Origin of the sequence: Methylobacterium sp. J-068 (assembly GCF_022829445.1) — a bacterium.
In the GTDB taxonomy this organism is placed as follows: domain Bacteria; phylum Pseudomonadota; class Alphaproteobacteria; order Rhizobiales; family Beijerinckiaceae; genus Methylobacterium.
Genome location: NZ_JAKSXY010000081.1, coordinates 55,322 through 72,619, shown reverse-complemented (window position 1 = coordinate 72,619; position 17,298 = coordinate 55,322). Strand labels below are relative to the sequence as shown.

Here is a 17,298-nt window from a genome sequence, read left to right as displayed (position 1 = left end):
TTGTTGGCGTTGTCGCGGTCGAGGTTCACGTACAGGCCTTCGACCTTCAGCGTCACGGCCGAGGACTTGAAGAAGTTCAGGAACGAGTCGGTGGGCAGGGCGTACTCGATGCCGCCGCCGGCGGTCCAGCCGGTGCGGAAGTCGTTGCGGCTGCTGTTGGGCAGGCCGAAATCGGAGCCGCCGCCGCCGCCATAGGCGAAGCCGCCGGTGCCGTACACGAGGGTGCGGTCGAAGGCGTAGCCGAGGCGGCCGCGCACGGTGCCGAAGTAGTCGAGGCCCGACAGGCCGTTCGGGTTGACGGCGGTCAGGTCGGGGTTCAGCACGCCGACGATGTTGGAGTAGCGGTTCCGGCTACGGCCGAAATCGGCGTACTGGGCGTCGGCCTCGACGCCGACCACGAAGCCGGAGCCCGGGGTGAACTGGTAGTTGTAGCCGATCTGGCCACCGCCGACGAAGCCTTCGTTCGAGTCACGGCCGCCGAAGGCGCCGGCGCCGCGACCGCCGACCAGCGGGCTGGCCGCCGTACCGAGGAAGATCGGGGAGTTGGCGACGATGGTGGTCGGGCCCTTGTTGTCGTTGCCCGTGCCGAAGCCGTAACCGGCGTTGAAACCGGCGTAGAAGCCGGTCCAGGTGAACACCGGCACCGGCACGAACACCGGCGGGGCTGCGCGGCGCGGAAGATCGGCGGCCGAAGCGACAGCGGTCAGACCGGCGAGCGCGGTGGAGGCGAGAATCAGTCTTTTCATTTTTACCTGGTCCTGGTTGGCGAGAGCCGGCGCGCTTGTAGTCCCTGGCCGCCGCGAGGTCTGTCGCTTTCCTGCAACAAGGCCATCTGTTACCGCCTCAGAAGTCAAGGAAGGGTAAAGGTTAGCTGGAGTTCACCCCAATGCGCGCTCGTCGGTGCCTTGACGCACATTTGCGTGATCATCGGGGGATTTCAGCCTTGTGCAGCGGTGAGCGAATTCAAGACCTCGCTTGCTCTTTTCTCCCCGCCTCGGAACTTGGAAAAATCCTGCGGCGAACGCGGGTACCGTTACGTTTTAATGCAGCCCGCGTCCGGGCGGGCGCGACAAGGCGTCCTTAACCCTGATGGCGGAAGATCGATTCCGGGTCGTCCCTCCCGGGCCGCCGCACCGACCGATCGCGCCTGCCATGCTCCCTCCCAGCCGCTTCATCGAGACGCCCCGTGACGGCGACGCCCTTGACGAGGAGGTGCCCGCGCCCCGGCGGCCTTCCACCCTGCTGCCCTGGACTATCAAGCTGTGCCTGGCGGTCGGCCTCGTCGCTCTCGGCGCGACGCAGTACCTCTCGCGCGTCGTGGAGCCCGCGAGCCTGCGCCAGCGCGAGGCACGCGCGGGGCAGCTCGATCCGGAGACCACGGGTTCCATCGGCGAGGCGGCCGCCCGCACCACCCTCGACCCCTGCACGGCGGCCGGCCTCAGACGCTGAGGCAGGTCTCGACCGGGCGCTCGGCGCGCATCGCCCGCATCGATTCCTCCTCCGCCTCCTGCGGCTGCCCCCAGAAGGCGGCGACGCTCGGGCCGTCCTGCACCAGCGGATCGCGCAGGAAGCCGAGGATCTCGTGCGACCAGACCCGCCGGCCCATGCGGGTGTACCAGCGCATGGCGTGGCGCAGACCCTGATCGGGGTGAAGGAGGACCCGGGCCAGCGCCCTCGGCCGGCCCTGGACGGCGAGTTCGATGAACTTGAACCATAGCAGCACGCGCCAGGGCGGCATGTGCCGGGTCGCCAGCACCTGGTGCTTGTAGTCCCAGCGCCGCCGGTCGGTCTGGATCACCCGGCGCCCCGCGGCCAGCCGAAAGTACGGCGTCCAGCGGTGGGGCGTCACGTAGAGCATCTGGATCTGGTCGGGATCGTAGGACAGGAGCTGGCGCAGGCCGCGCCAGTAGTCACGGTCGGTCTCCTCCTCGAAGCCCACCACCCAGGTCGCCATCGAGAGGATGCCGTGCCGGCGCAGGAGGCGGATCGCCTCGCGGTCGGTGGTCGTCGTCGCGCCCTTGCGGATGCGCGCGAGCGTGGCCTCGACCGTGCTCTCGAGCCCGAGCAGGAAGCGCGCCCAGCCTGCCCGCTTGTAGAGGTGGAGGATGTCGGCGTCGCGCACGATGTCGTCGGCGCGGGTGGAGCCCACCAGGATCAGGTCGACCTCCTCGGCGATCAGGGCCTCCAGGAAGATCCGCCACGCTTTCCGTGACACCGTGGGATTCTCGTCGGCGAAGTTGATCACCCGCACGCCGTGCTCGCGGTGAAGGCGCGCGAGTTCCCAGGCGAAGCGGATCGGATCGCGATGGCGCCAGCGGGTCCAGAATCCGCGCTGGCCGCAATAGTTGCAGAGGTGCGGGCAGCCGCGCGAGAACTGCACCACCACGGCCTGCAGGCCGCCCCAATAGCTGTATCGGGCATGGTCGATGAGTTCCCAGCCGACCCGGTAGGCGTCGATGTCGCGGATCACCGCCGCGTCCGGCGTGGCCCAAGGACCCGCCTCGTCCCGGAAGGCGATGCCCGGCACGGCGTCGAGGGACGTCCCTGCCGCCAGGGCCGCCATCAGGCGGCGGGCCGTCTCCTCGCCCTCCCCGCGCACGATGGCCGTGACATGAGGCTCCTCGCGCAGGATCTCGCGCCAGTGATAGGTAGGGAACACGCCACCATAGACGACGGGCGTCCCCGGCAAGGCGATGGCGATCGCGGCCGCCACCTCCGCGATGACCGGATGGCCCGAGGTCGAGCCCGAATGCCCGAACAGCACCGCGTCCGGATGCCAGGCCACCGCCTCGGCGGCGAGGTCCCCGGTCGCCGCAGGTCCGAACTCGCCGTCGATGAGGCGGACGGTGTGACCGTCGTCGATGAGCGGGCCGCCCACCGCGAGCAGGCCGAGGGGCGGCAGATGATCGTCCGGGATCCGACTGCCGATGGCGGGATGGGGCACGTTGACGAGCAGGATCCGCATGCTGGCTCTCCTCGAAGGTCGGGAACGGGAGGGATCGGGCCGTCTCAGGCGGCCCTGGCGGGCCTGGCGAGGCCGCCGAAGCGGCGTTCCCGGCCGGCGAAGGCGCGGAGCGCGGCGGCGAGGGCGTCCGCGTCGAAATCCGGCCAGTGCGCTTGCGTGAAGTGCAACTCCGCATAAGCGCTTTCCCAGAGCAGGAAGTCCGAGAGGCGCTGCTCGCCGCTGGTGCGGATGACGAGGTCGACGTCGGGGACGGGGCCACCGCTGACCAGGTGGCCGAACGCGGCGGCCGAGGGGGCGCCGGCATCCGCCGGCGCGCCGTGGCCCGCCAGCGCGGCGGCCGCCGCCAGGATCGCCGCACGGGCGGAATAGTCGATCGCGATGCGCAGGTGCAGGACGGTGCCCGCCGCCGTCATGGCCTCCGCCTGCCCGATGGCCTCGGCGACGCCCTCGGGCAGGCGGTCGCGCCGGCCGATCACGTCGAGGCGCACCCCCGCCCCGGCGAGGCGCTCCGCCTCCTCGCGCAGGTAGCGCCGCAGGAGGCCCATCAGCGCGCCCACCTCGTCCTGCGGCCGGCGCCAGTTGTCGCTGGAGAAGGCGTAGAGCGTCAGCGTGCCGATGCCCTGGGCCGGCGCCGCCTCCACGACCCGCCGGGTCGCCGCCACCCCGGCCCTGTGGCCGAAGACCCGCGGTAGGCCGCGCGCCGTCGCCCAGCGGCCGTTGCCGTCCATGATGATGCCGACATGCAGACCGGATTGCAAAGCGCTTTGCATTGTAGAGTTCCCTGGCGAGCGAAGGACGGTTCTCGGGTGTCGTGGGGTGTGGGAATCGTGTCGGCGTTACGCCGGCTGAACGCTATGCCGACTGAGCTCTATGCTGTTGCACTTGGCCGAGGCCTTCCGCGATCTCCCGCGCATCCTCGGCCGCCCCGGCCGCGTCGCGCACCACCCGTTCCAGCACCGCGAGATAGTCGAGGAAGCGCCGGCGCCCGGCCGGCGTGAGGCCGCAGGTGGTCTGGGGCCGGTTGCCGTCGTAGCCCTTGCGGATCTCGACGAGTCCTGCCTCCTGCAGCACTTGGAGGTGGCGGCTCAGATTGCCGTCGGTGAGGCCGCAGAGCTGCTTCAGGTCGGCGAAGGCGAGCCCCTTCGGATGGGCGATCAGCGAAGTCAGGAGGCCGAGGCGGGCCTTCTCGTGGATCACCCGGTCGAGCCCGTCATAGGCGAAGGGCGCGGCTTCCGCCTCGCGCGTCTCACCTTTGGGCATGGTCGGTCTCCGAGGCGGCGCGGATCACCAGGGTCATCAGGCCCTGGCCGATGGCGAAGGGCACCCCCATCGCCCAGGGCGAGAGAGAGCGGCTCTCCCCCGTCATCACCAGCACCGCGAGGCCGGCGACGAGGTACCAGGCGCCCACCAGGGCGACCCCGCGCGGCATGACCCGGACGCCGGCGAAGATTCCGAGGCTGACCAGCACCTGCCAAAGGCCGGGCAGCAGCCACAGGTTCTCGGGCGAGACCCGCGCCAGCACCAGGGCCAGCAGCGCCCCGGCGGCTCCCGCCGGCAGGAACTGCTCGACGGCATCGTGGATCATCCCGTCGCCGAGGCCGCCCGTCTGGCGCCGGGCGCGGGCCCGCATCTCCGCGCCGATCAGGCCGAGCGCCACGACGGCCGTGGCGATCCAGGCGCCGAAGAAGACCAGCGGCCGGGCATCCGGGTCGTCGAGGAGGAGCGTCTGACTCAGGGCGGTGGCGAGGGCGAGCCCGGCGGTGGCGGCGAAGGCCGCCGGCCCGTAGCCGCTGAACGCCGTGCCGCGCACCAGTTGCGAGCGGATCGCGACGATGTCGGCCAGGGCTCGGTTGAGATCGGAGGCCCTGTTCGGACCGGAGGTCCTGTCCAGATCGCCCAAGCCGCCCTCCCCCACATGAACTCTATGATGCAAAGTATCTTGAGCCGCAAAGCGGATGCAAGAGGTTTTTTTGCATTGCAAAGTGGCGTGGTCAGGTGCCTGCGAGCAGGGCCGCGAGGGCCGGGGACAGGCCAACGCTCGCGAGGGTGGGCGCCGTGCCGCGCGGGCCGCCTCCTCCGGCACGCGCCCCGGCGGCCGCGAGCACGGCACGGGTGCCGGCTTCCACCGAGCACAGGACCGGCACCGGAACGCGGGGCTGGATCCGCGCGGCGAGGCCGGCGAGGGCCGCGCCGCCGAGGATCACGGCTTCCGCGCCGTCCGCCTCGGCGCAGGCGGTGCAGGCCGCCGCGAGAAGCCCCAGCGCCGCCTCGGGGTCGGCGGCGATCTCGCCTCCCGTCGGCGCGACGGTACGCACGCCGCTCAAGCGGTCGGCGAGGCCGAGGGTCGCCACGAACTCCGTCAGCATCGGCCCCCACAGGGCGCCTCCGGTGACGATGGCGAAGCGCCGGCCCTCGGCACAGGCGGCCCGGCACGCGGCCTCGGCCATGCCCACCACCGGCACCGGCGAGACCTCGCGCAGGGCGGCGAGGCCCGGATCGCCGAAGCAGGCGAGGTAGACGGCATCGGCCCCCGCGACGTGTTCGGCGAGGGCATCGAGGGCGGCGTGCCCGGCGATGGCCGAGGCCGCCCGGCTCGCGATGTAGCGGGCGCCGAAGCGCCCGGTCACGGCCACGATCTCGGCCGCCCCGCCGACGAGGCCCCGGACATGGTCCGCCACGAGGTCGGTGACGGCGGGCGTGGTGTTCGGGTTGATGAGGAGGATGCGCACGGGATCGCCGCTCACGACACCGCGCGCGCGCGACGCATGAGGGCGACGTAGCTCGCAAAACCGAGGGCGACGCCGATGAACCACGAGAAGTTGGCGAGACTCGAGAGGGCCGGGACCACGGCGCACAGGACCGGCACGAGGGCCGAGTCCTCGTTGATGAGGCGGTCGTCGTAGCCGGGCTCGATCGTCACGCACGGATGCGGGTCGGGGACGGCGCCGCCCGCGGTCGCTTCCTGGATCGTCGATATGCCGTGTGACATCGGACAAACCCCTTCGCCGCAGCGACGCTCGTGGTGTGGTGGAATGTGCTGTACGGGGCGTGGCGATGGCAAGAACTCGGCTGAAAGCTTGGGCGAGAGCCTCTGGGGTTCGAGGAACCTAGGAGAGCTTGGCCTTGGGCCGCGAAGCCAGGGCCCGACCGCCGCGCGGGGTGGATAAATCCCCGGCGCGCCACCGGCTCGATTGACAAGCCGGCACGGGGCTCTAAGTGTCCCCGCAACGCGTGTGCGCGGCGGGTCGTGTGTCGAAGCCGCCCCTCCTCCAGCCGTCGCCGTGTCGATGCACTCCGCGCCGGTTGGTCCATTCCCGCGCGCAACGGTTCTCATAGAATATGTCTTTTGCCGACCTCGGATTGAGCGACAAGGTCCTTCAGGCCGTCACGGCGGCCGGCTATTCCGAGCCGACGCCGATCCAGGCTCAGGCCATCCCCCACGTGCTGGCGCGCCGCGACGTGCTCGGCATCGCCCAGACGGGCACCGGCAAGACGGCGGCCTTCACGCTGCCGATGCTGACGCTGCTGGAGAACGGCCGCGCCCGCGCCCGCATGCCCCGCACGCTGATCCTGGAGCCGACGCGCGAGCTCGCCGCCCAGGTGGTCGAGAATTTCGATCGCTACGGCATCAACCACAAGCTCAACGTGGCCCTGATCATCGGCGGCGTCTCCTTCGCGGAGCAGGATGCCAAGCTGATGCGGGGCACCGACGTGCTGATCGCGACGCCGGGCCGGCTGCTCGACCATTTCGAGCGCGGCAAGCTGCTTCTCACGGGCGTCGAACTCCTCGTCATCGACGAGGCCGACCGCATGCTCGACATGGGGTTCATCCCCGATATCGAGCGCATCGTGAAGATGGTGCCCTTCACCCGCCAGACCCTGTTCTTCTCCGCGACCATGCCGCCCGAGATCGAGCGCTTGGCCGACATGTTCTTGCACACGCCGCAGCGGATCGAGGTGGCGCGCCCCGCCTCCACGGCCGCAACCATCGTGCAGAAGCTGGTGGCGACGCCGTCGGAGGGCCACGAGAAGCGCGATCTCCTGCGCCGGCTCATCCGAGGCGAGGCCGAACTCAACAACGGCATCATCTTCTGCAACCGCAAGCGCGACGTCGCCCTGCTGCAGAAGTCGCTGGCGAGCCACGGCTTCAACGTCGCGGCCCTCCATGGCGACATGGACCAGCGCGCCCGCACCATCGCGCTGGACGGTTTCCGTTCCGGCGAGGTGCCCCTGCTGGTGGCGAGCGACGTGGCGGCGCGCGGCCTCGATATCCCGGCGGTGAGCCACGTCTTCAACTTCGACGTGCCGCATCACCCGGAAGATTACGTCCACCGCATCGGCCGCACCGGGCGGGCGGGCCGCGCGGGCCACGCCTTCACCCTGGTGAGCCGGGCCGACGAGCGCTCGCTCCACGCCATCGAGGCGCTGATCGGCCAGCCGATCCCCTGGGCGGAGGGCGATCTCGCCTCGGTGCCGGAATCCGAGCCTTCCGAGGAGCGCGAGTCCACGCGGACCCGCTATCGCGGCAAGGCCGGCAGCGGCCGCCGCATCCGTGGCGGCGCGGGTGGCTGGTCCGAGGAAGCCAGGTCCGGGGCCGCGAGGTCCGATGGCACGGCGGAAGGCCGTTCCCCGAAGCGCGAGGGGCGTCAGGAGGCCCGTGGCGGCAAGGCCGCGGGGGACAATTCCTCGCGCGGCAAGTCCCAGGCGCGGCGCGGCAACGCGGAGCGCGGCGCCTCGACTGCGTCGGAGTCGGCCGGGCACGAGGCGGCTCCCGCGACGGTTCCGGCGCCTCAGAGGGCGCCTCGTCCCGAGCGCGCGGCCGAGCGCGAGCGGCCCCGGGACGAGCGTCGTCCGCCCCGTCGCCGCGGCGACGAGGACGAGGGTGAGACGCCGATCGGTCTCGGCTCCCACGTCCCGGCCTTCCTCCTGCGTCCGGCGGTGATCAAGCCCGAGAAGTGAGCGGGGGCCTTAACCGCATCTCCACGATCGCTCGCGTAGCTTACGCGAGCGCGGGAACGCTCCGTTCGGAGACCGATCCCGGAAGAACCGGACGGTTGGGCGGACGATGGACGGCAGTCATGGCGATCGGGATCGGAGCTTCGCGCTCGCCGAGCGCGCCAATGCCCTGATGCGCGATTATGGGTCGTCGGCGACGCCGCGCTCCTACGCCGTCTGGTACGCCTACGTCTCCGGTACGCAGCCGCACCTGAACGACGCCCTGAAGCGGATCACGGCCGCGTCCGGGCGCCTGACCGACGGCGATATCGATACCCTCTACCAGAGCTATCTCGACCCGACCCGGCTCTCGGCGGCCACCGAGCACGCCAGCACGAATGTCCTGTCGGAGATCACCAGCGTGATGGAGGTTCTGGACCTGTCGCTCGGTTCCACCGCCCAGTACGGCGAATCCCTGGGCGCGCTGGCGCGCGACCTCGATGGGACTACGCCGAGCCCGGCCAGCGTGCACAAGATGGTCGCCGCCCTGGTGGCGACCACGCGCGAGGTCACGGCCAACAACCGCACCCTCGAGGCGCGGATGCGCGAGAGCCGCAACGAGATCGAGGCCTTGCGCGAAACCCTTGAGGCGACGCGGCTGGAGAGCCTGACCGACCCGCTCACGGGCCTGTCGAACCGCAAGCATTTCGAGGACAGCCTGAGCAAGCTGGTGCAGGGCGCCTCCGAGGTCGAGCCGGCCTGCCTGATCGTGATCGACGTCGATTCGTTCAAGCGCTTCAACGACGTCTACGGGCACATCACCGGGGATCAGGTCCTGCGCCTCGTCGCCGTGGTCATGCGCGAGCAGATCAAGAGCCGCGCCATCCTCGCGCGCTTCGGCGGCGAGGAATTCGCCATGCTGCTGCCCGCCACCACCCGGCAGGCCGCCCATGCCATCGCCGAGATGGTGCGGACCAGCGTCATGGGTCGGGAACTCGTGAAACGCTCCACCGGCGAGTCGCTCGGCAAGATCACGATCTCGCTCGGGCTCGCGATGGCGCGGCCCGGCGACACCGCCGTCTCGCTCCTGGAACGGGCCGATCAGTGCATGTTCAAGGCCAAGCGCGACGGGCGCAACCGCACGGTCTCGGATACCGAGACGACGCCGGATCTCTCGGACGTGGCCTGATCCGCCGCCGCGCCCGCCGCGACGCGTCGTCCGGTTTTAGACGTCTCCCCTCGGAGAGAGTTACGCACCCGCGTGGACGGCCTCGGGGTTCACCGGCGTGATCGCCACGGACTCGCCGCAGCCGCAGGCCGAGGTCTGGTTCGGGTTGTTGAACACGAACTGGGACGACAGCTTGCTGGTCTGGAAGTCCATCTGCGTGCCGAGCAGGAACAGCAGCGCCTTCGGATCGACGAAGACGGTGACGCCGCGATCCTCGACCTTGTCCTCGCCGGGCTTCTGCGCCTCGGCGTATTCCATGGTGTAGGACATGCCGGCGCAGCCGCCATTCTTCACGCCGACCCGCAGGCCCGCGATCGGACGGTCCGCATCCGCGATGATCGCCTTGATGCGCGTCGCCGCGGCGTCGGTCAGCGACAGGACCTTGAACTTCGATGCCATGATGTCTCTCCGACAGCCGGGTTCAAGGCCCGGGCGGGTGAGGGTGATTGAACCCGGTTAAGATAAGGATTGCGCGGGCGCGGGTCCATCCATGCGAAGCGCATGGGAGGTCGCGATCTGATAGCGTGTCGATGCGGAGGAGCCGCGACCAGGGCGGATGCGGTGGGCTCCGGCAGGCGGCAGGATCGGGCGACGGTGCATCTCATCGTCAGCCCGGGCACGCGGTTGCGCGGAAAAACCCGCCCTCCCCCCCACGGCCGACACCGCGATCCGCCCCAGCATCCGGGGCCTGCGCCGACCTGACGTGAGAGTCGAGATCGCCTCGCCTTCCACCACGAGGATCGATCAGACCCGGAAGGTCGAAGCGTACAGGCGCCCCCGGCCCCGGCCTGCATCTTCCTGGCGGAGACGCTGAAGCCGCAGGCCCTGCTCTACCGGCCCGCCGGGATCTGGCGAGCGAAGGCCCGGCCGACTGAGCCGGACCGCGCGCGCCGCTACCACATGTCGAGGGCGACGCGCGCTTCGTCGGACATGCGGCTCTGGTCCCACGGCGGGTCGAACACCATGGTGACGGCGCAGGATTGCACGCCCGGCACGGCGGCCACCGCCGTCTCGACCCAGCCCGGCATCTCGCCGGCCACGGGGCAGCCCGGCGCGGTCAGGGTCATGTCGATGGCGACCTTGCGGTCGTCGGCGATGTCGACCTTGTAGATCAGGCCGAGTTCGTAGATGTCGGCGGGAATCTCCGGATCGTAGACGCTCTTCAGCGCGACCACGATGTCGTCGGTCAGGCGGTCGAGTTCCTCCGGCGGGATCGCCGAGTCGCTCGCGATGGTGGGGGTGTTGGCCCCGCCCGTGATGGCTGCGTCGCTCATGGGTGTGTCCTCGTCTCGGATCGGCCGCGACCGCCGCGCCGCCGGCGGAATGCGTCAGGCGAACATCATCTCGGCCTTGGCCAGGGCCTCGGCGAGGACGTCCACCTCCTGCGTCGTATTATACAGGCCGAAGGAGGCGCGACAGGTGGACGTCGCGCCGAAGCGCGTGAGCAGCGGCATCGCGCAGTGGGTGCCGGCCCGGATCGCGACGCCGTAGCGGTCGATCACCGTGGCGATGTCGTGCGCGTGCGCGCCCTTCATCTCGAAGGCGATGACCCCGCCCTTGCCCGCGGCGGTGCCGATGAGGCGCACGGAATTCATCGCGCCGAGGCGCTCCTGCGCGTAGGCGAGGAGCGCGGCCTCGTGCGCGGCGATCCGCTCGCGGCCGACGCCCATCATGAATTCCAGGGCGGCGCCGAGGCCCACCGCCTCGATGATCGCCGGCGTGCCGGCCTCGAAGCGGTGCGGCGGGTCGTTGTAGGTGATCGCGTCCTGGCTGACCGTGCGGATCATCTCGCCGCCGCCCTGGTAGGGGGGCAGGCGCTCCAGCCATTCCTTCTTGCCGTAGAGGACGCCGATGCCGGTGGGTCCGTAGACCTTGTGGCCGGTGAAGACGAAGAAGTCGCAATCGAGCGCCTTCACGTCGATGGGCGCATGGACCGCGCTCTGCGCGCCGTCGAGGAGCACCGGCACGCCGTGGGCATGGGCGATCCGGACGATCTCGGCGGCCGGCGTCACCGTGCCGAGCACGTTCGACATGTGGGTGATCGCCACCATCTTCGTGCGCGGCGTGAACAGCTTTTCGTATTCCTCGACGAGGAAGTTGCCCGCGTCGTCGACAGGTGCCCACTTGATCACCGCACCGCGCCGTTCCCGCAAAAAGTGCCAGGGCACGATGTTGGAATGGTGCTCCATGATCGAGAGGATGATCTCGTCCCCCTCCCCGATCATCCCGGCCCAGCCCATCGACGAGGCCACGAGGTTGTAGGCCTCTGTCGCGTTGCGGGTGAAGATGATCTCGTCGGTGGACTCGGCGTTGAGGAACTGCCGCGTGGTCTCGCGCGCGCCCTCGAACCCTTCCGTGGCGGCGTTCGCCATGAAGTGCAGCCCGCGATGGACGTTGGCGTAGCCCGTCTCCATGCAGTTCACCATCGCGTCGATCACCGCGCGGGGCTTCTGCGTCGAGGCCGCGTTGTCGAGATAGACCAGGGGCTTGCCGTAGACCTTCTGGGCGAGGATCGGGAACTCGGCCCGGATCGCCTCGACGTCGTAGGGGGTGTTCAGGACGGGTGCGTTCATGCGTGGACCTGTTTTGTGTCCAACCCTCCCCCCTCTGCGGGGGAGGGTGCCTCGCGAAGCGAGGCGGGAGAGGGGCAGCGCCGCCCGTCGATTGCTTGCTCGACTTGGCTCATGACGGCGGGGAGATTGTCGAGGACGCAGTCATTGGGGAAACGGAGGATTTGGAAGCCCTGCGCGGTGAGCCACGCATCGCGTTTCGCATCTCGAATTTTGCGTTCTTCCGTCTCATGGGGCTCTCCATCCAATTCAACGATGAGCCTTGCCGACGGACACAGGAAATCCACGATGTAGGGTGCGATCGGAACCTGTCGCCTGAACTTGTGTCTATTGCAGCGACCGCCTCTGACTTGCTCCCAGAACAGGGCCTCCGCTCTCGTCACCAAGCGACGCTGCTCACGTGCAAACGTACGAAGGCGGGGCGAAACGTCGTTCAACTTGGGCGGCTGATCCATGCTGGCATCCCCCTTCCCAAATCCAGGCCGCAACCCTTCTCCCCTCTGCGGGAGAAGGTGGCCCGCGTCAGCGGGTCGGATGAGGGGAGCGCGTTATCCTGAGAGGTCGCTCCCCTCTCCCGGCCGCTCCGCGACCACCCTCCCCCGCAGAGGGGGGAGGGTTTTTAACCTCGTGCCGCGAGCCAAGCCTCGATGGTGCCGATCAGCGCCTCGCGGGCACCCTCGTGGCTGACCGACTCGATGGCGGCCCCGAGGAAGGCCTGGACCAGCAGGCTCTCGGCCTGGGCCTTCGGCAACCCGCGCTGCATCAGGTAGAACAGCAGATCCTCGTCGAGCGCGCCGCAGGTGGCGCCGTGGCCGCAGGCGACGTCGTCGGCAAAGATCTCGAGTTCGGGCTTGTTCATCATCTGCCCCTCGTCGGACAGGATGAGGCAGGCCGACATCATCTTGCCGTCGGTCTGCTGGGCCGCCTGCTGGACGATGATCTTGCCCTGGAACACGCCCGTGGCGGCCCCGTCCACCACGGTCTTGAACAGCTCGCGGCTCACCCCGCCCGTGGCGGCGTGGTCGGCGAGGAACGTGGTGTCGGCGAGTTGCCGGCCATTGAGCATGGCCGCACCGTTGACCACGGCCCGGGCGTCGGCCCCGGCGAAGTTGAGGTAGACCTGATGGCGGGAGAGCACGGCGCCCACCACCACGTTGACGGTCTCCACCGCCGACTCGGCGCCGAGCTTCACAGAGAGCGTCGAGAGCGCCACGGCCTCGCGGCCTTCGGCGTTGAGGCGGGCATGCCGGAAGGTGGCGTGATCGCCCACCACCACGTCCACGGCATCGTTGGGCTGATAGGCGATGCCGTCCGGCCCCTCGTGGCTCTCCAGCACGAGGGCCTCAGAACCCTCCTCCAGCACGACGAGGACGCGGGTCGCCGTGGAATAGGCGTCCGTCCTGGTGCCGACGAAGCGCAGATGCAGGGGCATCTCGACCTTGGCGCCGGCCGCGACGGAGATGAGCACGCCGTCCGCCAGGAAGGCGGTGTTGAGCTGGTAGATCGCGTTCTCGGCGGCCTGCTTCACGGGGGTGAGCCGGTCGAGGAGGGCATGGCCGTCGGTGAGCGCTTCGGTGAGCGGCGTCACGGTGATGCCGGCCGGAATGCGGGTGAGGTCGGATTCCGTCTCGATGAGATGGCCGTTGACGAAGGTGAGGCGCGCGGCCTCGATCCCGGCAAAGCCCTTGGCCCCCGCGACGGCCGCCTTGGCGGTCTCAGGCTGCGGCATCTCGGCCGGATGCGCCGCATCGCGGAACGCCGAGCGCAGATCGGTGTACTTGAACGCCTCGACGCGGCGGGTGGGCAAGCCCACCGCCTCGAAGTAGCGGAACGCCTCCTCACGGGCGATGGACACGCCCGTGGGATACTTCATCTTCGTGGCTTCGAAGAGCTTCGACAGGCCAGTCTCGGCCGCCGTGCGGAGCGGGGTGATGTCGGCCATGGTCAGGCGGCCTCGCCCGTGCGGTACTCGGCGTAGCCCGAGGCTTCCAGGGCCTTGGCGAGGTCCTTGTCGCCCGACTTCACGATCTGGCCCTGCGACATGACGTGGACCACGTCCGGCACGATGTAGTCGAGCAGGCGCTGGTAGTGGGTGATGACGAGGAACGAGCGGCCTTGGGCGCGAAGCGCGTTCACGCCGCCGGAGACGATGCGCAGGGCATCGATGTCGAGGCCGGAATCGGTTTCGTCCAGCACGCAGAACTTCGGCTCCAGGAGTGCCATCTGCAGGATCTCCATGCGCTTCTTCTCACCGCCGGAGAACCCGACATTGAGGGCGCGCTTGAGCATCTCCTTGTTGATCTCGAGCTTCTCCGCCGCGCCATTCACCTTGCGGATGAAGTCCGGCGTCGAGAGTTCGCCCTCGCCACGCGCCCGGCGCTGGGCGTTCAGCGTCGCCTTGAGGAAGGTCATGGTGCCCACGCCCGGGATCTCCAGGGGATACTGGAAGGCCAGGAACACGCCGGAGGCCGCGCGCTCGTCGGGGCTCATCTCGAGGATGTTGACGCCGTCCAGCAGGATCTCGCCGTCGAGGACCTCGTAGTCCTCCTTGCCGGCGATGACGTAGGACAGGGTCGACTTGCCCGAGCCGTTCGGCCCCATGATGGCCGCGACCTCGCCGTCGTTCACCGTGAGGTTGAGGCCGTTGAGGATCTGCTTGTCCTCGATGGCGACGGTGAGGTTCTTGATTTCGATCATTGTAGCGTAGTCCTGAATCTTAAGGCATCGGGTCGCGACCCTCCCCCCTCTGCGGGGGAGGGTGCCTGCGGAGCAGGCGGGAGAGGGGCGACTTCTCCGGATAGCGCGCTCCCCTCACCCGACCCGCTCCGCGGGCCACCCTCTCCCGCAAAGGGGAGAGGGGGAGTGTGCGCTGGATTTGATGGGGCCGCCTTTAGCCCACCGAACCCTCGAGGCTGATCGAGATCAGCTTCTGGGCCTCGACGGCGAACTCCATCGGCAGCTGCTGCAGCACGTCGCGGACGAAGCCGTTGACGATGAGCGCGGTCGCCTCCTCGTTGGAGAGGCCGCGCTGCTGGCAGTAGAACATCTGGTCCTCGGAGATTTTCGAGGTGGTGGCCTCGTGCTCGAACTGCGCTGAGGAGTTCTTCGACTCGATATACGGCACCGTGTGCGCGCCGCACTGGTCGCCGATGAGGAGCGAGTCGCAGTTGGTGAAGTTGCGCGCGCCCGTGGCCTTGCGGTGCGCCGAGACGAGACCCCGGTAGGTGTTCTGCGAACGCCCGGCCGAGATACCCTTCGAGATGATCCGGCTCGTCGTGTTCTTGCCGAGATGGATCATCTTGGTGCCGGAATCGACCTGCTGCATGCCGTTCGACACGGCGATGGAGTAGAACTCGCCCCGGGAATTGTCGCCGCGCAGGATGCAGGACGGGTACTTCCAGGTGATGGCCGAGCCGGTCTCCACCTGCGTCCACGAGATCTTCGAGTTGGCGCCCCGGCAATCGCCGCGCTTCGTCACGAAGTTGTAGATGCCGCCCTTGCCATCGTTGTCGCCCGGGTACCAGTTCTGGACCGTCGAGTACTTGATCTCGGCGTCATCCAGGGCGACGAGTTCGACCACGGCGGCGTGGAGCTGGTTGTCGTCGCGCTTCGGGGCAGTGCAGCCCTCGAGATACGAGACGTAGGAGCCCTTGTCGGCGATGATCAGCGTGCGCTCGAACTGGCCGGTGTCGCGCTCGTTGATGCGGAAATAGGTCGACAGCTCCATCGGGCAGCGCACGCCCGGCGGGATGTAGACGAACGAGCCGTCGGAGAAGACCGCCGAGTTGAGCGTCGCGAAGAAGTTGTCGGTCACGGGCACGACGGAGCCGAGGTACTTCTTCACGAGGTCCGGGTACTCGCGGATGGCCTCGGAGATCGGCATGAAGATCACGCCGGCCTTGGACAGCTCGGCCTTGAAGGTGGTGGCGACGGACACGGAATCGAACACCGCGTCGACGGCGACCCGGCGCTCGGGGGCGATGCCCTCCAGCACCTCGACCTCGCGCAGGGGAATGCCGAGTTTTTCGTACGTCTTCAGGATCTCGGGATCGATCTCGTCCAGCGACATCGCCGCCGGGCGCTTCGGCGCCGCGTAGTAGTAGATGTCCTTGTAATCCACCTTGTCGTAGGACACGCGGGCCCAGTCGGGCTCCTGCATGGTCTGCCAGCGCTTGTAGGCGTCGAGGCGCCAGGCGAGCATCCACTCGGGCTCGTCCTTCTTGGCCGAGATGAAGCGGATCACGTCCTCGGAGATGCCCTTCTCGGACTTCTCCATCTCGATGGTGGTCTCGAACCCGTACTTGTACTGGTCGAGGTCGATCGAACGGACCCGGTCGATGGTTTCCTGCACTGCAGGCATTACACGTCTCCTGACATGCCCGGCGTCAAGGACCGGGTGTTGGTGAGATGGCTTGGGAAAACGGCGCTCACGCCGCGCGCCCTTGCCGTCGATATAGGGTCGCCACCAGGCGTTCGCAGGCGGCGAGACACCGCGTTGCGTCGCTTTCGGTGCTGTTCCACCCGAAACTCACGCGCAGCGCCCCTGCGGCCAGCGCAGGGCCGACGCCCATGGCCGCCAGCACGGGCGAGCGCGCGACCTTGCCGGAGGCGCAGGCCGAACCGGAGGAGGCCGCGATGCCGGCGAGATCCAGCGCCATCAGGGCCGTCGGGGCGTCCAGCCCCGGCACCGCGAAGGATAGGGTGTTCGGCAGGCGCGGCGCGCCCGCGCCGAAGACCACCAGATCGGGCGCGCAGGCGCGCAGGGCCACCGCGAGCCCGTCGCGCAGGCGCGTCAGGCGATCCGCGTCGGACGCATCCGCCAGATCCGCCGCGACGCCGAGCCCGACGATGCCGGGCAGGTTCTCGGTGCCGCCGCGCAGGCGCCCCTCCTGGCCCCCGCCGCGCAGGAAGGCCGCGTGAAGGGTCACGCCTTCGGCGAGCACCAGAGCGCCGACGCCCTTGGGCGCGCCGAACTTGTGACCCGACAGGGTCAGGGCATCGAGACCCAGGCCCGAGAGATTGAACGGGATCCTGCCGACCGCCTGCACGGCATCGGAATGCACCAGGGCCCGGCCATGGGCGCGGGCCAGCGCCACGATGGCGGAGAGCGGCTGGATCACCCCGGTCTCGTTGTTGGCCGCATGGACGGAGATCAGCAGGCTCTCTCCGGCGTGGCGGTCGAGCCGGTCGGCGAGTGCCGCGAGGTCGAGCACGCCGCCGGCATCGACCGGGATCACGTCCACCGCCTCCGCCGGAAAGCGGTGACCCGCCGACACGCAGGGATGCTCGGTGGCGCCGATCAGCAGACGCGTCGGGGCCGGCTGGCCCGTCCGTGTCAGGGCGCCGGACAAGACCGCGTTCGCCGCCTCGGTCCCCCCGCTCGTGAAGATCACCCGGCCCGAACCCGCGCCGACCCGGCGCGCCACCGCCTCGCGCGCCGCTTCCAGCGCGGCGCGGGCCGCTCGGCCTTCCGCGTGGACCGAGGACGGATTGCCCAGGCCGAGCGCATTCGCCACGGCGGCCGCAACCTCGGGCCGCACCGGCGAGGTCGCATTGTGGTCGAGATAGGCGCGCGGCGAAATCATGCGGAAAAAACCACT

At 69.3% G+C, this 17,298-nt stretch carries 18 protein-coding genes; 3 read left to right on the top strand and 15 right to left on the bottom strand.

Going from position 1 to position 17,298, the window contains the following annotated elements:
- A partial coding sequence (locus MKK54_RS12590; protein WP_244011297.1) for an outer membrane protein occupies positions 1 to 746 on the bottom strand: 746 nt, incomplete at its 3' end.
- Between the two features lie 406 nt (positions 747 to 1,152).
- Here MKK54_RS12590 and MKK54_RS12585 point away from each other — a divergent pair.
- Positions 1,153 to 1,449, top strand: coding sequence for a hypothetical protein (locus MKK54_RS12585; protein ID WP_244011296.1), 297 nt, complete (start codon positions 1,153 to 1,155; stop codon positions 1,447 to 1,449).
- Here MKK54_RS12585 and bchE read toward each other — a convergent pair.
- The 6 genes from bchE to MKK54_RS12555 all read right to left on the bottom strand — a co-directional run bounded on the left by bchE (position 1,439) and on the right by MKK54_RS12555 (position 5,954).
- A complete protein-coding gene (gene bchE, locus MKK54_RS12580; protein WP_244011295.1) occupies positions 1,439 to 2,965 on the bottom strand; it encodes a magnesium-protoporphyrin IX monomethyl ester anaerobic oxidative cyclase in 1,527 nt (508 codons plus the stop codon). The genes MKK54_RS12585 and bchE overlap by 11 nt on opposite strands.
- 44 nt (positions 2,966 to 3,009) lie before the next feature.
- Positions 3,010 to 3,735 (bottom strand): di-trans,poly-cis-decaprenylcistransferase, encoded by a 726-nt coding sequence (locus MKK54_RS12575; RefSeq protein WP_244011294.1) that lies wholly within the window; start codon positions 3,733 to 3,735, stop codon positions 3,010 to 3,012.
- Between the two features lie 82 nt (positions 3,736 to 3,817).
- A complete protein-coding gene (locus MKK54_RS12570) occupies positions 3,818 to 4,225 on the bottom strand; it encodes a winged helix-turn-helix domain-containing protein (protein ID WP_244011293.1) in 408 nt (135 codons plus the stop codon).
- A complete protein-coding gene (locus MKK54_RS12565) occupies positions 4,212 to 4,865 on the bottom strand; it encodes a hypothetical protein (protein WP_244011292.1) in 654 nt (217 codons plus the stop codon). The genes MKK54_RS12570 and MKK54_RS12565 overlap by 14 nt, the downstream gene beginning before the upstream one ends.
- Positions 4,866 to 4,956: 91 nt before the next feature.
- The gene (locus tag MKK54_RS12560) at positions 4,957 to 5,694 is read right to left on the bottom strand and encodes an aspartate/glutamate racemase family protein (RefSeq protein WP_244011307.1); all 738 of its coding nucleotides are present in this window, start codon (positions 5,692 to 5,694) and stop codon (positions 4,957 to 4,959) included.
- An 11-nt stretch (positions 5,695 to 5,705) separates the two neighbouring features.
- Positions 5,706 to 5,954: a hypothetical protein gene (locus MKK54_RS12555; RefSeq protein ID WP_244011291.1), complete on the bottom strand. Its 249-nt coding sequence runs from the start codon at positions 5,952 to 5,954 to the stop codon at positions 5,706 to 5,708.
- Between the two features lie 350 nt (positions 5,955 to 6,304).
- Between MKK54_RS12555 and MKK54_RS12550 the strand changes: the two genes are divergently transcribed.
- Positions 6,305 to 7,924 carry a DEAD/DEAH box helicase gene (locus MKK54_RS12550; protein WP_244011290.1) on the top strand — a complete coding sequence of 540 codons (1,620 nt, stop codon included), beginning with the start codon at positions 6,305 to 6,307 and terminating at the stop codon, positions 7,922 to 7,924.
- Positions 7,925 to 8,030: 106 nt separating this feature from the next.
- Positions 8,031 to 9,089: a GGDEF domain-containing protein gene (locus MKK54_RS12545; protein ID WP_244011289.1), complete on the top strand. Its 1,059-nt coding sequence runs from the start codon at positions 8,031 to 8,033 to the stop codon at positions 9,087 to 9,089.
- A gap of 60 nt (positions 9,090 to 9,149) precedes the next feature.
- On the opposite strand, the gene MKK54_RS12540 is transcribed toward MKK54_RS12545, so the two are convergent.
- The 8 genes from MKK54_RS12540 to MKK54_RS12505 form a co-directional block, all read right to left on the bottom strand.
- Positions 9,150 to 9,527: a HesB/IscA family protein gene (locus tag MKK54_RS12540; protein ID WP_244011288.1), complete on the bottom strand. Its 378-nt coding sequence runs from the start codon at positions 9,525 to 9,527 to the stop codon at positions 9,150 to 9,152.
- A gap of 494 nt (positions 9,528 to 10,021) precedes the next feature.
- A complete protein-coding gene (locus tag MKK54_RS12535; protein WP_238277884.1) occupies positions 10,022 to 10,402 on the bottom strand; it encodes an SUF system Fe-S cluster assembly protein in 381 nt (126 codons plus the stop codon).
- A 54-nt stretch (positions 10,403 to 10,456) separates the two neighbouring features.
- Complete coding sequence (locus MKK54_RS12530; protein ID WP_244011287.1) at positions 10,457 to 11,701, bottom strand: cysteine desulfurase; 1,245 nt, start codon at positions 11,699 to 11,701, stop codon at positions 10,457 to 10,459.
- Entirely contained in the window at positions 11,698 to 12,153 is a 456-nt protein-coding gene (locus MKK54_RS12525; protein WP_244011286.1) for an endonuclease domain-containing protein, read from the bottom strand. Before MKK54_RS12525 ends, MKK54_RS12530 begins: the two co-directional genes overlap by 4 nt.
- A gap of 164 nt (positions 12,154 to 12,317) precedes the next feature.
- Positions 12,318 to 13,640, bottom strand: coding sequence for a Fe-S cluster assembly protein SufD (sufD, locus tag MKK54_RS12520; protein ID WP_244011285.1), 1,323 nt, complete (start codon positions 13,638 to 13,640; stop codon positions 12,318 to 12,320).
- 2 nt (positions 13,641 to 13,642) lie between these two features.
- The gene (gene sufC, locus MKK54_RS12515; protein WP_091974976.1) at positions 13,643 to 14,395 is read right to left on the bottom strand and encodes a Fe-S cluster assembly ATPase SufC; all 753 of its coding nucleotides are present in this window, start codon (positions 14,393 to 14,395) and stop codon (positions 13,643 to 13,645) included.
- Between the two features lie 193 nt (positions 14,396 to 14,588).
- Positions 14,589 to 16,058: a Fe-S cluster assembly protein SufB gene (gene sufB, locus MKK54_RS12510; RefSeq protein ID WP_238277876.1), complete on the bottom strand. Its 1,470-nt coding sequence runs from the start codon at positions 16,056 to 16,058 to the stop codon at positions 14,589 to 14,591.
- Between the two features lie 67 nt (positions 16,059 to 16,125).
- A complete protein-coding gene (locus tag MKK54_RS12505) occupies positions 16,126 to 17,283 on the bottom strand; it encodes a cysteine desulfurase family protein (protein WP_244011284.1) in 1,158 nt (385 codons plus the stop codon).
- Between the last annotated feature and the right edge of the window lie 15 nt (positions 17,284 to 17,298).

What these genes read in the sequence shown, in the direction of transcription:
- MKK54_RS12585 (WP_244011296.1), top strand. Translation starts at nt 1,153, where the DNA reads ATGCTCCCTCCCAGCCGCTTCATCGAGACGCCCCGTGACGGCGACGCC.
- bchE (WP_244011295.1), bottom strand. Translation starts at nt 2,965, where the DNA reads ATGCGGATCCTGCTCGTCAACGTGCCCCATCCCGCCATCGGCAGTCGG.
- MKK54_RS12575 (WP_244011294.1), bottom strand. Translation starts at nt 3,735, where the DNA reads ATGCAAAGCGCTTTGCAATCCGGTCTGCATGTCGGCATCATCATGGAC.
- MKK54_RS12570 (WP_244011293.1), bottom strand. Translation starts at nt 4,225, where the DNA reads ATGCCCAAAGGTGAGACGCGCGAGGCGGAAGCCGCGCCCTTCGCCTAT.
- MKK54_RS12555 (WP_244011291.1), bottom strand. Translation starts at nt 5,954, where the DNA reads ATGTCACACGGCATATCGACGATCCAGGAAGCGACCGCGGGCGGCGCC.
- MKK54_RS12550 (WP_244011290.1), top strand. Translation starts at nt 6,305, where the DNA reads ATGTCTTTTGCCGACCTCGGATTGAGCGACAAGGTCCTTCAGGCCGTC.
- MKK54_RS12545 (WP_244011289.1), top strand. Translation starts at nt 8,031, where the DNA reads ATGGACGGCAGTCATGGCGATCGGGATCGGAGCTTCGCGCTCGCCGAG.
- MKK54_RS12540 (WP_244011288.1), bottom strand. Translation starts at nt 9,527, where the DNA reads ATGGCATCGAAGTTCAAGGTCCTGTCGCTGACCGACGCCGCGGCGACG.
- MKK54_RS12535 (WP_238277884.1), bottom strand. Translation starts at nt 10,402, where the DNA reads ATGAGCGACGCAGCCATCACGGGCGGGGCCAACACCCCCACCATCGCG.
- MKK54_RS12530 (WP_244011287.1), bottom strand. Translation starts at nt 11,701, where the DNA reads ATGAACGCACCCGTCCTGAACACCCCCTACGACGTCGAGGCGATCCGG.
- MKK54_RS12525 (WP_244011286.1), bottom strand. Translation starts at nt 12,153, where the DNA reads ATGGATCAGCCGCCCAAGTTGAACGACGTTTCGCCCCGCCTTCGTACG.
- sufD (WP_244011285.1), bottom strand. Translation starts at nt 13,640, where the DNA reads ATGGCCGACATCACCCCGCTCCGCACGGCGGCCGAGACTGGCCTGTCG.
- sufC (WP_091974976.1), bottom strand. Translation starts at nt 14,395, where the DNA reads ATGATCGAAATCAAGAACCTCACCGTCGCCATCGAGGACAAGCAGATC.
- sufB (WP_238277876.1), bottom strand. Translation starts at nt 16,058, where the DNA reads ATGCCTGCAGTGCAGGAAACCATCGACCGGGTCCGTTCGATCGACCTC.
- MKK54_RS12505 (WP_244011284.1), bottom strand. Translation starts at nt 17,283, where the DNA reads ATGATTTCGCCGCGCGCCTATCTCGACCACAATGCGACCTCGCCGGTG.